The sequence below is a fragment of the Desulfobulbus rhabdoformis genome (genome assembly GCF_016919065.1).
Lineage (GTDB): Bacteria > Desulfobacterota > Desulfobulbia > Desulfobulbales > Desulfobulbaceae > Desulfobulbus > Desulfobulbus rhabdoformis.
Genome location: NZ_JAFFQA010000047.1, coordinates 25,283 through 38,117, shown reverse-complemented (window position 1 = coordinate 38,117; position 12,835 = coordinate 25,283). Strand labels below are relative to the sequence as shown.

Below are 12,835 nucleotides of genomic sequence, written 5' to 3'. Positions count from 1 at the left end.
TATGGTAATCTTTTCCATCCGTGCGATATCTCTCTTGCGTGTTTTTACGATGGTTGTAATTTGATTCGCCATGACGCCTCCTTGTAAGTTACTGTTTTTCTTACAAAAAGGCGAAAATCGCTAACTCGTTAATATGTCAAGATAAATTTAGATTTACCCGATAATTTTTATAAAAGTTTACGAAAGCTGAATACATTTTGTCTGCTATTACTGGGTTTGCGGCTGCACCGGGAATTGCTGTTCCTGTAACCAGATTAATCCGGCCGACTTCATAATTTGCCCTTAATTCCTGGGAAAGTGATTCATAAGTGGAATCAGCAAAGACATGAAACTGTTGACTTGGGTCATTGGTGTAATCAAAATCATTGGCCAGATACTCATTAAAATCTCTATATGCGGTTACGGAGGTTAAAGCGAGATTATCGTTCACCGTATAAGCAATATTTAATGCATTCATCCAGACTGAAGATTTGTTAAACGTATCCAAATCGTTACTGACCGTTCTGCCCCTGGTTTTGGTAAGCCCGGAGGAGTTGCCTCCATTATCGTACTGCATAAAAGAAGAAATCAGGGATGCTTCCAGATTTTCGGTTGGAGTCAGACGAAGATGTATCTTCCCATAATTATGCTCCCGGTCGTCAACCGGCTCGCCGGTAACCGTGTTTTCAACAAACCCGTCCTTTTCATAATGCTTACCGGAGAGTCCCAGATAGAGCTTGTCCTGAATGAGTGCGCCACTTGCGGTGGCGGCCAGGCTGCGTTTATAATCTTCTCCAAGCCCAGCGGTAATACGTGCCCTCGTCTCATTTGACGGCTTTTTGGTAGTAATAATCACCGCACCTACTTCAGTGTTTTTCCCGTAAAGTGTTCCCTGAGGCCCCTTGAGTATCTCTACACGCTCAATATCCATGAGCGTTTCATCAAACCCTGTACCGTCTGTCACTGGCACACCGTCAACAAACAATCCGGCCGCAGTGGTTCGTGTACCATAATCAGCATACAATCCGCGGATGGAGGGGGCATATTTTACTGGCGCCCCATAGTTGATGATGGTTAGCCCGGGGGTGTATTTTGCAATATCATCCAGGCTATCGACCATTTTATCTTCAAGGTCAACTCCATCAAATGCACTGATGGCAATCGGTACATCCTGTACGTTTTCTTCCTGCTTCTGGGCCGTGACCGTCATGGTCTCCAATACCGCTGTATCCTCTTTTTCTGCATAACAGAGGGTTGGAACCATGCAAAGCATAACCCCTCCATACAATTTTCTGCGCCACGTTTGCATACTGTCTCCTCTTCTCATTCTATTTTTCAGAGAAATACATAAAAATTTAGGCATGGCGAAGATAATGGAAAAAATAAAGAATGCCTAACGCGGAAGTCTCAATTCTTAACGCTGTTGCCTCAAAAAAAGATCAATCAGAGGCGGAATTATGCAACAGTTCTCCGGGCGCTACTCCAAACATAATCTTAAAAGCCTTGGAAAAGTAGCTCAGGTTGGAGTAACCGACACGGAATGCAGCTTCCGTGACATTGGTCTCCCCGCTTTGCAGAAGCAGCATGGCCGTTTGCAGACGATGATTGCGCAAGTACTCAAACGGAGAGATATCGTAAACCCTACGGAAGCAACGGTGCAGTTTGCTTCGGCTCATGCCCACTAAACGTGCCAATTGCTGTACATCCGGCGGTTCTTCAACATTGCTTACAAGAATTTCGGCTGCATGAAGAACCCGGTCATAATCGTCACGTTTTAATGCATTGTCAGGAAGAACGGGGGAAGGATGAATCTGCTCCAATTTGTGGGAAAGCAATTCCATGGCTTTACTTTCCAGATAAAGCTGTTTGGTCTTGCCGCAATAGGGGCAATGGAGAATCTGATGCAAGACCGCCTGCATCAAGGGGGTGATGGGATGAAGAACGCGGCTGGCCCGCTGCTTCTCCAGTTTTTTGAAGACAAGGGTGTAAAAATCTTCTTCCCCTTGCGCAAAAGAAGATAACATTTTCCCTTCCAGCATCAGGTATACCCTGAGCAGATGACCGGTTGCCAAATTTTCCGTAATCTCTGCGTGTTGCGGGAAGGCAAAAAATCCGGTATCCCCGGCTTGTATAGTAAAAGGAGACACTGCAGTATCAGAAGAGGCGTCAAACCTTCCGTGCAAACAAAAGCCGAATCCAACCATGGATTCGGCAATCATCTGTTGTGTCTGCACCGGCTGTTCTAATGCTGCCTGTACTACGAGTAATTTCAGGCCTGAATCAAAGAGGTTTATAATGATCTTCCCCTGTCCCCATGCCGGGGGAAGATCTATCCTGAACGTATTGGGCGTTGCCGTTGGTGTGGGGGCAGCGAATTGATTTTTTTGCATCCGTTTACGATATCCTGAATATGTTCACCTTGGAAAACGGGCCCAGCCTCATCTATTTTTTCCCGATGCACATATCCATGGAGTCGCCCATGGCAAACGGCAGGGGGGTTATTTTCACTGTTGTAAACCCAACATGGAGCATGGCATCGGGAATACTATCCCGCTCCAGCGATAAATCGCGGCAGGCCAGTCCGGTTGGTAGCCAACTGACGACCATATCCTCCGGCTTGGTGCATTCGTCGGTGAGGCCGTCATGAATGGACACAAAAATCCCCCCAGGCTTCAGGGCTGCATAAATCTTTGCGAATAAAGGCTGAAAATTATCCTTGAAAAAGGAGAGTGTCGCTTTGGCATAAATAAGGTCATACTCACTACCTATGGGATCGGTGGCATAGTCCCCCCCTATGACGCTGACCCTTCCTTCCATATTATATTCGGCAATAATTTCCCTGGTCACTTCGACGACCGCTGGTTTATCAAAGACAACGCTTTTCAAGGATGGATGTTTGCCGGTTATGGCTATGCTATCCATCCCGTGGGCTCCACCGAGTTCAAGCATTTTCTTCATTCCGGTAAACTCCGGCAATTTACCGATCTCCCTGGACACCATCTGCGCGACCCCGCTTCGGGCTGCATTTCTCATAGTTTTCACATGAGGCGCAAACATCTTTTCCACGTCATCCAATTTTTCCGACTGGGGTACAGGGCCGTTTTTTAAAGCATCGCCCATTTCCTTCCTGGTCTGAAAATTCCACTGTTCGGCAAGCAGTAGGAAGTCACCGAGATAGCATTCCTTCTCCTCCATCAGGAAGGTGTTGGACAATTCCGTATTGCGGTAGGTTCCGTTTTCCTTTTCAAGAAGATCCACGGCGCAAAGGGCATCTAAAAAAAGCCTGGTGTTCGCCTCGTGGGTTTGCAGGGATACGGCAATCTCACGCGCTGTTTTCTTTTCAACCGTCAGGTTGAATATTTTAAACTCCACCGCAGTAATGAGGATCCATGATTTTGTTGTTCCGTAAAGAAAATCAAAAAGCTTTTTCGGCGTTATTGCGAGATCGGGTAATTGCATAGGTTCACCTTTCAATATTGTTTCAATAGTACCGGCTAAAAGTCAGCCCCAGGAATGAACAAAGAACGGGTCACTCTTCGGTGCGAGCCCATCGAAATAGTGCCAACAAATGAACGTGATCTGTTTGCAGAGAAACCTATAACCTGAATCTGCTGCGCACTGATCACACGCCGTCACCAATTCAGGTTTAAATCTTCCACTTCTTCAGGACAGGCAACATCTCGAAACACTCCCCCAAAGCAAGCTGTGCAGGAACTGGAGACTACCTTACAGAATAAGGGTCGTCAAACATTTTAAGAAACTTCAAAAAAATTACTGCAAAGTTTATTCATTTAGTTTTAATTAAACATGGACGGCGGTGTTAATAATTTGGACGCTGGTGTTAGCCGAATTTTTCTCTATTGAATTTAATAGGGTTCGTTTTGGCCAACGGTGCATCACATCGTGGAGATGAGGGAGAATGCGTAAATGGGGGGGGAGGAATAAGCTGCAGGGAGAGGCACACAGTGAGGGCGACTATTTTTAACGAAACTCCTACGGACCAATGTCCCCCCCGGATAACCGAGGTTGATATTCTCATCGATCAGTTTGAAAGCCATGAACGGCGAGAGTGGATTCGTGAACAGCTGGAGAATTGTTTCTCTAATATATGGCAGGGCTGTATTACCAAAGTAGTTTTTGAAAACGAAGAGGTGAAAGGGTGAAAAATAAACAACCAGGCAAATCCTATCTTTTTTTACAGGATTTATTGTCATTGACACTGTGCTTCGGGGTGCTGCTTATGCCGCAGATATCCTTAGCCGCCAGTGCAACAGAGGTACATGACACCTCTGAAAAAGCAGTTGAAGTATCCATTACATCCCAGGCTAACCTCGAGTCCTGGGTTGAGGAAGAGCATCGACTTCTTGAGGAAATTGAGGATCTGGAGCACCTGCTGGATCATACCCGGTGGCAGCGGAAGAAACTTTCTATATACAAAGATGACCTGAGTGAAAAAATAATCGGGCTCAAGGAACGGGCCGAGGCCATGAAAGCGGTAAACATGGAGCTCCTGCCAATCCTGGAAAAAAACCTGGAAAAACTCCAGACTGTCGTCGACACAGACAGACCATGCGACCTCACACAACGGCGTAAATTCCTCCATCATGCCAGGACGGTCCTCAATGATTATGACATGGGCCTGCTGGATAAAACCAGGGTAGTTCTCGACGCTACAGCGCGTGAGGTGGATCTTGGTCACCAGGTCAAGGTGCAGGAGGATGAAATTGAGATCAATGGAAAGGGGCGAAGAGTAAAGATGCTCCAGGTGGGCCGGGTAGGCCTCTACGCCATGACCCTGGACAGCGAAAAAGCGTATCAGTGGGATGTCCCCACCTCAAAATGGACGGCAATAGAAGAGGACATCGCATCCATCCATGAAGCTATCGAGATGGCGGAAGGAATCCGACTGGTTGGCTTAAGCAAATTACCGCTTGCGCAGCCAACTACACTAGAGCGACAGGGGGCGGCAGCACAATGATCTTTCAAAAAATTTCTCTGGGGGTTTTCTCCCTCCTGCTCTTCTGCGGGACAAGCATGGCTGCCCAGAATATCAACACCGCTGCCGGAGATGCGAGTAAACGACACAACCAGGCTGTCTCGGAACAGAGAAAACAGAACAGTCAGATTGAGCAAAAACGTCAGCAGCTCTTGCGTAAAATTTCTCTCCTCAACAACGATGTAACCACAGAGCAGACGCTTCTGGATACGGACAAGGCAGAGGTGAAAACCCTGGCTGAGGAGAGGGACAAGCTACAACATGAGATCTCCACCCGCCTGGCCAGCAAGGAAGAGCTGGACAACATCTTTCTCGACCATATCCGCAACTTTCTCAGCCTAGCAGAACGCTCTCCCTATTCAAGCCAGGAATCCAAACGGCTGGATCACCTGAACCACTACATTACCAGTAAGCGGGTCTTTGATTTGGAAGACATGACCCATCTGCTTGATATGTATTTTGATGATATCGAAGTGGGGAAGCATAATGTTCGATACCAGGGCAAGGTTCTTGATCGCAGCGGTGAAGACCGGATGGCAGATATTATACGATTTGGTCATATGGGAGCTCTGTTCGTAACAGATGAAAACAACGGCTTTCTCACCTTCAGTCCTGGTTCCAAGCGACTGCTTATGAGCGGTGATCCGGGATTTTTTACCTCCAGGGCTATCAACTCCTTTTATGCCCAGGAACAAAACGTAACCCCCGTGGACATTTCCGGTGGGGTTGCCATTAGTCAGCTTTCCAGAAAAACCACCCTTAAAGACCGGCTGAAAAGTGGCGGGGTGCTGGTCATCCCGATCCTGCTGGTGGGGCTCGCTGCAGTAATCATCGCTCTTGAACGGGTGTTTTTTCTCTCCAAGGTTCGCTCCAATACCGATGCCCTGATGACCAAGGTAACAGAGCTGGTTTTCCGAGGTGATTTTGATGCAGCACTGGAAACGACCCAGCCACACAAGAACAGGCCCACAGGCAAAGTCCTCATGGCCGGGCTTGAGCATAAAAACGAGAAGCAGGAAATCATTGAGAGTGTCATGTCCGAGGCCATCCTGACCCAGATCCCCAGGCTTGAGCGATTTATCGGAGCACTCAAGGTGCTGGCCGCGGTGGCACCGCTTCTGGGCTTGCTCGGCACGGTTACCGGGATGATCAATACCTTTCAGGTTATCACCACCCACGGTACCGGTGACCCCAGGCTCATGGCAGGCGGCATCTCCGAGGCCATGGTAACAACCCAGGTTGGCCTTGCCGTGGCCATCCCCATCATGATGGTTGCCTCTTTTCTTGGCGGCAGGGTGAAAAACCTGGCCCGCGATATGGAAGAAAAAGGGATCGCCCTGATGGGAGCTCTCTTAAAGCAGAATGGCATTCGAGCATAACCCATGGAAATACTTAAAAACCTTTGGATACTGATAGAGATTGGCGGACCGGTGATGATCCCCATCTTTCTCGTATCCGGCTGGCTCTGGGGGTTGATTGTCATGAAAGCGGATTGGGTATGGAGGACGAGCCGAAATCAGTTGCCTCTGAGTGAAGCAATGACTTGCTTACAATCCGGGAGAGCGATCCCCTCAAACAGCCCCCGGGCTCAAGCGATCAATCAATTTATGGCCAACTGCAATGGTACCCGTTCCCATAACCGGAATGCCGATAAATTGCTGCTTGATGCGGCTATCAGAAAGCAAACCGGAGCGATCCAGAAATATATTCCAACCATCATTATCCTGGCTGCGGTTGCTCCACTGCTTGGTTTGTTTGGAACGGTGTCCGGGATGGTTGAGACCTTCAAGGTCATCGGTATGTATGGCATGGGCAATGCGCAGGCCATGGCATCCGGTATTCGGGAAGCGATGATTACGACCCAGGCGGGGCTGCTGGTGGCCATACCGGGGATTTTTATCGGTCAGGTACTGAAAAAAAAGGCCAACAATATCCAGCGGGATCTTCTCGTTTTTCAGCGTGGGATTGTGCAATGGTTGGAAAAGGAATGTGAAATATGAATAAGATAGGATCATCCAGAGGGGCCTTCGGGCTGGAACTCGACCGATCTGACGTTGAAATAGACATGATGCCCTTGATCGACATGATCTTTATCCTGTTGATCTTCTTTCTGGTAACCGCAAGTTTTGTCAAAGAATCCGGGGTTGAGGTCAACCGTCCGGAGGCGGCTTCTGCAGAGATGAAAGAAGCCACAGGTATGATCATCGGCATTACCCCTGAAGGGAGTGTCTTCATCAATCGGGACGCTGTTGAACTCAGAAGGGTTCGAGGGTTGGTTGAAATCTTTCTCACGGAAAATTCTGACGGCGGTGTGATCATCGATGCGGATGGCGACTGCCCTACTTCCAAACTGATCGCAGTGCTGGACCAGTGCCGCCTAGCCGGTGCTGAGAATATTGCCGTTTCAGCCACCAAGCCGAAGACATGATATGAAAGGGCTATTTTTCAGAAACAGCCTGCTGACGGCAGCTGGCTTTATTGCAGGCCTCTTGATACTTGCTCTTGCCCCCACACTCCTGCGACAAACCTCTTTTGATGCAGAACGGCTCAGTCTGGACAAGGTACGGCTTATTGCCATGCAAGAAGAACAACTGGAGACTGAGGAGCTGGAAGAGGAACCGGAACCACCTCCTGAGCCAGAAGAACCGGAGCCACCGGAGATCGAGCCACCGGAGATGGCCATGCCGGAGATCGAGCCACCACAGACCTCGTATGAATCTTTGACAACCGGGTATGAGAACAGAGTTCAAATGCCAAGCCTGACCGGCCTGGGTGTGAAAGGAGTGAAAATTTCCGCCCAGAATTATACCAGGACGCTGCGTAAGGCCCCCCTGCCAGGCCTGCCCAAACATGGGCCTCCACAAACCCGGTTCAATCCAGATGAAGTGGATAAGATGCCCCAAGCCGTGGCCACAACCCAGCCCATGTATCCATACAGGGCCAAGCGGTTAGGCGTTGAGGGCGCTGTTCGCATTCGATTTCTGGTCAATAAATCCGGCAGGGCCGAGATGTTCAAGATCCTTGAATCAAAACCGCCAGGGGAATTTGATCAGGCGGTACAGAAAACGGTGAAGAACTGGAAATTCAAACCGGCAATCAAGGATGGTCGTGCGGTGGAGACCTGGGTTGAGACCACTATTCAATTCAAGCTGGATTAGACGTGAAATTATTCAATATTATACAGAAACCGAAAAAGCGATACCGACAAATGCACCCACTCCTACGATTGCTAGGGTTCTCCATAGGGGCTTTTTTTGCACTGCACTCTTTGGTTCATGCCCATGATTTAAAAAACGGCATCAAGGAATTTAAAGAGCCGCCTCCGGCATTGCACACAGCGCTTGGCAAGGCGGAATCGCTTTCTGATAAAGGGCAATTTAGAAAGGCTCAAGCCGTACTTAACGCCTATGCATCTGCGCATCCTGCAGAGACCCATCCTCTTCTTTATTATGAACTGGGGTATTTTGCATATAAGGCGGGACACACCAATGATGCAATCACCAACCTGAAAAAAACCGTGGAGATTGCCCCCAGGTATAAAGATGGTTGGCACCTCCTCTCCCTCGCCTGGCAGGAGAGCGGCAGCAGGTACTCCAAAGGGAAACGGCAGGAGAAAAACAAGAGGATTCAGGCAATGCTGCACAGTGCCTTAGCCATGGATAAGGCCGTTCAATTATCAAAGGATGATGATCTCCTCTATCAAAGCGCTATGCTCTGGCTGGAAGCTGAAAAACCTAAAAAGGCTCTGGTCATCCTGCAAAGATTAAGCAAAAGAAAAACTCCCAAAGAGGAATGGCTGCTTGGTTTATCCGAAGCGCTTCAGGCTTTAAAGAAGACGAAGGAGACGGCAGAGGCTATGGAGAAAGCCGCCAGAGTGCAAAACAACCCGGAACTGCTCTTTCATGCCTCCTATCTGTGGAATGAGCTGGAAAAACCTAAACGAGCTCTTCCTCTGCTTAAGATCCTGACAAAAAAAAAGACCCCGGAGAAGAACTGGCTTCTGCTCCTGGCCGCCGTTTACAACACACTCAACCAACATGCCAATGCCGCGCTTACCTTTGAGCGTGTCATAGAGATCGAACCCGCTCCAGGGTACCTCTACAACTGCGGGGTGCTGTGGCTGCAAGCCGAAAAGCCGGACAAGGCGTTACAACCTCTCCTCCGCCTTGCAAGCGTCCAACCTCCTAAGGCTGATTGGTTTGTGGCCATAGCGCAAGCCTGGTTGATGAAGGATAAGATAGCAAAGGCTGCCAATGCCATGGAAAAAGCCGCATCCATCAGTAAGAAACCTGACCATATCTACCAGGCCGGTACGTTGAGACTTCAGCTCAAGCAGGCTGAGCGTGCAATAAAACTGCTTAGCCCTCTGGCTGATCTGCAAAAACCCAAAAAACAGTGGTTGGTGGCCCTGTCCAATGCGTGGTTGCTCAAGGAAAATTATGTCAAGGGTGCCACCTATATGGAGCGTGCGGCAAATATCTCCGGCGAGGGGAAACTCTATCACCGGGCCGGTATGCTGTGGCGGGTTGAAGGCAAGCTGAACAAGACCATTGCGCTGTTAAAAAAGAGTGTTGCCGCTAAAAAGGTCGAGCAAGTGTGGCTGGTAGACCTGGCATCTGTTCTTCTGGATGCAAACCGAGAACGGGAAGCCAGATCTGTTATGCAACGGACCAACCTTGCTGGTAAAGAAGTCTCCAATCAACTGCGCTATCGCGGAGTGGTGCTCTGGCTGAGCCTGCAGGAACCGGGAAAGTCGTATCCATTGTTAAAGATCCTGGTTGCGGACAAGGAACCCAAATACTCATGGATGAGTTCGCTGGTCAAAAACTGTGTCGAGTTGGGTAAGACACAAGAGGCGAAGAAAGTACTGGCTCGGACACTGGCAAGGTACCCGTCCCAGGTCAAGTCCTGGAAACTGGCGGTCTGGTTTGCCCTGCAACAGGGTGATTATGTGGATGCGGTTGCCGCCAAGGAAATTGTTCGTCATTTTGAGCCAGATGAAAAGAAGCACGTAGAGGATCTCAGTAGGTTATACCTCCTTGCCGGTGTTCCTCAACAATCAGCCCGTTTTTATACCCGCACCATCGGCAGGAACCCGACCACCGAACAGCTGGGACACCTGGTGGATATCTACCAGAGCGGCAGGCTGTATGATGAAGCTCTCAAGACTGCTCTTAAGATGGCTGCACAGGAAAAGACTGTTGAAAACATAGAGGCTCTTGGAGATATCTACTATGCCCTGCACCGCTATGAGGAAAGCTGCAATTCCTATGAGCAGGCAGCCGATCTCAGTCCAGAGGTGAACCCAGACATTCTAATGAAAGCAGCCTATTCAGCCATGAAGAAAAAACTGTACGAGCGTGCAGCTGGAAGTTTTGGGGCGGTCATCGCCTCTGGCAAAGGAAAGGAAGGGCAGGTCCAGGCCGCAATGGAGAACCTTGCGTATATCGAGAAAGTTCAGGAACAAAAGAAGGTATTTGCTAATACACCCAAATAAAGGGGGGCTTGAAGGGCATCTTGAATAATTGCTTTTTCTGCCAATCTCCCGGAGTCTGACGCTTACCTCGTCATGCTTAAAATTTTATCCTCAGAGGTAAGCGAAGACTCCGATATCATATATATGCCTGCGGTAAAATTTTGCGCAATCCTCGAAGTCTGCGCTTATCTGGCCTTGATTGAAAAATCTAATTATTCAAGACACCCTAAAGAGGTACAAATGGTGCTCAAACGTGGGCTCACCTCTGTCAACTGTTTCGGCTGAGAATTACCGAATCAAGGGACGAGATGGGTATCCAGGCAAAACCGCATATCATTGACGGTGTTTATCCAGAACCTGACGAATGGTATAGGCCAATTCTGAATAAATTATTGGCTTCATAAGTATGGCATTTACGCCAAGAATTTCCAAGGTTAGCTCGTCAATTCGATTACTGAAGCCACTGCATAAAATGATAGGTATGTCCGGTTGAATAGCTTTTATGTGCCGCGCCAACTCATCCCCTGTCATTTTGGGCATGGTTATGTCGCTGAGAATGAGGTCGTATTTCTGCGGATTGACCTTAAATGCCTCGATGGCATCAATGGAACTTGCCCTAGTTTCCACCCGGTACCCTAGCCTCTCCAGCAGATCTCGTCCGAGATCAATCAATGCTTTTTCGTCATCAACCAAGAGGATGGTTTCATTTCCCGTTGGAAGCAAATCTTTTTCACTCGTTTCAATGACTGCCTCAGACTCAGCAACAGGGAATAACAGATTAAAGGTTGTTCCGAATCCTACCTCACTCTGGGCTTGAATGTAGCCACCGTGGTTCTTGACAATGCCATGCACGGTTGACAATCCGAGTCCAGTTCCTTCTCCCACGGCCTTTGTCGTAAAATACGGTTCAAAAATCCGATTCATTACTTCCGGTGGAATACCGCAACCATCATCGCTGACCAAAAGATTGATATAATTGCCGGGAGTTACATCAGGAAAGCTGCTGATGTCGTGCTCCTGAATAGTTACCGCAATAAGGCTGACCCCCAATGTGCCGCTCGATTTCTTCATGGCATGGTAGGCGTTAGTGCAAAGATTCATGACAATTTGATGTATCTGCGTTTCATTGCCCAATATAGCAGGAAGATCAGGTGAAATTTTTGTTATAATTTCAATATTTGCGGGCAAAGTGGCCTCGATAAGCTTCAAAGCTTCCTTGAAAACGCGGCTTGTTTCAAGCGGTTTTTTCTCCTCAAGTCCCTGACGGCTGAACCATAAAATTTGTTTCACCAATTCCGCCGCGCGATTGCCTGCCCTGGAAATTTGAGAGACATAGTTTTCAAGCTTCGAATCTTCTTGGCATTGAATACGAGTTAACTCTGCATAGCCTACGATTGCGCCCAAAATATTGTTGAAATCATGGGCTATTCCACCGGCTAACGTCCCCAGTGACTCCATCTTTTGAGACTCGCGCAAATGCAATTCCATTTTAAGCCTTTCTTCTTCGGCCCTTTTCCTTTCGGAAATGTCTTGGCAAAAGGAAACGCTGTACAGGCTGCCATTGAATTCCAATGCTATCCCGTTAATCTCTATAGGAAATTCGGTGCCATCTTTTTTTCGATGCACGGTTTCAAAGGTTTCCAGAAGTCTTGTCTGCTTCTGCCTGGTCCAAATTTGTTCGGCCCCACCTGCTGGATATCCCCGATCAATATCCGCTACGCTCATCCTGGAGATTTCTTCTTTGGTATATCCTAAAGAGCGGCTGGCGTATTCGTTGACGAAAGCGATCTCTCCCCCATCTTTTATAAGATAAATGCTGAGCGGAGCTTTATCGAATATGAACTGAAACAGGTGCAAGAAATCATCAAGCTGCTTTCGTTCGCTGATATCTTTTGTGATGGCCATCGAGAAGAGTTGGTCATCAATTTCAATCAATGTTACGGTTATATCTATTGGAAAAACGGACCCATCTTTTCGTATATGTTCGCTCTCGGCAGTAACGGAACCTTCTTCACATAACTTCTGCCACATGGCGGCCCAAATTTCCGGCCTAGCACTAGAGTCAATGTCAAAGACCGATAATTGCAACAGTTCAGAATGGGAATATCCGAGTGCATCACAAGCGTAACGGTTCGCATAAACGATGCGGCCCTCCTGATTTGCTCGAAAGATGCAAATCGATGCGTTATCCAGGCAATACTTGGCCAGTTTGCATTCCTGGTTCTCCTCCATCGTTAAACCATCGTTCAGGTTTCTCATGATGTCCCCGTATTAGATTTTCCGCTCCCCAAAATAGAGATTACCGCACTAGGTAATTTTACCTATCCTCCTATTAAAAGAAATATCCGTCAAGCAATTTCAAAATTGTCATTCAGTAGGAAAGC

At 48.2% G+C, this 12,835-nt stretch carries 10 protein-coding genes; 6 read left to right on the top strand and 4 right to left on the bottom strand.

What is annotated here, in order from left to right; genetic code table 11:
• Window positions 1–136: 136 nt before the first annotated feature.
• From JWJ90_RS18900 to JWJ90_RS18890, 3 genes are all read right to left on the bottom strand, one after another.
• Window positions 137–1,288, bottom strand: coding sequence for a TonB-dependent receptor (locus tag JWJ90_RS18900; RefSeq protein WP_205228797.1), 1,152 nt, complete (start codon window positions 1,286–1,288; stop codon window positions 137–139).
• 130 nt (window positions 1,289–1,418) lie between these two features.
• Window positions 1,419–2,369 carry a helix-turn-helix transcriptional regulator gene (locus tag JWJ90_RS18895; RefSeq protein WP_205228796.1) on the bottom strand — a complete coding sequence of 317 codons (951 nt, stop codon included), beginning with the start codon at window positions 2,367–2,369 and terminating at the stop codon, window positions 1,419–1,421.
• Between the two features lie 52 nt (window positions 2,370–2,421).
• Window positions 2,422–3,438: a methyltransferase gene (locus JWJ90_RS18890; RefSeq protein WP_205228795.1), complete on the bottom strand. Its 1,017-nt coding sequence runs from the start codon at window positions 3,436–3,438 to the stop codon at window positions 2,422–2,424.
• A 700-nt stretch (window positions 3,439–4,138) separates the two neighbouring features.
• Between JWJ90_RS18890 and JWJ90_RS18885 the strand changes: the two genes are divergently transcribed.
• From JWJ90_RS18885 to JWJ90_RS18860, 6 genes are read left to right on the top strand one after another with little or no spacing between them, the layout of a single operon-like run.
• A complete protein-coding gene (locus JWJ90_RS18885) occupies window positions 4,139–4,957 on the top strand; it encodes a DUF3450 domain-containing protein (RefSeq protein ID WP_338032347.1) in 819 nt (272 codons plus the stop codon).
• Window positions 4,954–6,354 carry a DUF3450 family protein gene (locus tag JWJ90_RS18880; protein ID WP_205228793.1) on the top strand — a complete coding sequence of 467 codons (1,401 nt, stop codon included), beginning with the start codon at window positions 4,954–4,956 and terminating at the stop codon, window positions 6,352–6,354. The genes JWJ90_RS18885 and JWJ90_RS18880 overlap by 4 nt, the downstream gene beginning before the upstream one ends.
• A gap of 3 nt (window positions 6,355–6,357) precedes the next feature.
• Window positions 6,358–6,975, top strand: coding sequence for a MotA/TolQ/ExbB proton channel family protein (locus JWJ90_RS18875; RefSeq protein ID WP_205228792.1), 618 nt, complete (start codon window positions 6,358–6,360; stop codon window positions 6,973–6,975).
• Window positions 6,972–7,403: an ExbD/TolR family protein gene (locus JWJ90_RS18870; RefSeq protein WP_205228791.1), complete on the top strand. Its 432-nt coding sequence runs from the start codon at window positions 6,972–6,974 to the stop codon at window positions 7,401–7,403. Before JWJ90_RS18875 ends, JWJ90_RS18870 begins: the two co-directional genes overlap by 4 nt.
• A 1-nt stretch (window position 7,404) precedes the next feature.
• Window positions 7,405–8,133, top strand: coding sequence for an energy transducer TonB (locus tag JWJ90_RS18865; RefSeq protein WP_205228790.1), 729 nt, complete (start codon window positions 7,405–7,407; stop codon window positions 8,131–8,133).
• Window positions 8,134–8,183: 50 nt separating this feature from the next.
• On the top strand, window positions 8,184–10,472 hold the full coding sequence (locus tag JWJ90_RS18860; protein WP_205228789.1) for a tetratricopeptide repeat protein: 2,289 nt from the start codon (window positions 8,184–8,186) through the stop codon (window positions 10,470–10,472).
• Between the two features lie 312 nt (window positions 10,473–10,784).
• Here JWJ90_RS18860 and JWJ90_RS18855 read toward each other — a convergent pair whose 3' ends face one another.
• Window positions 10,785–12,710, bottom strand: coding sequence for a hybrid sensor histidine kinase/response regulator (locus JWJ90_RS18855; RefSeq protein ID WP_205228788.1), 1,926 nt, complete (start codon window positions 12,708–12,710; stop codon window positions 10,785–10,787).
• Window positions 12,711–12,835 lie beyond the last annotated feature (125 nt).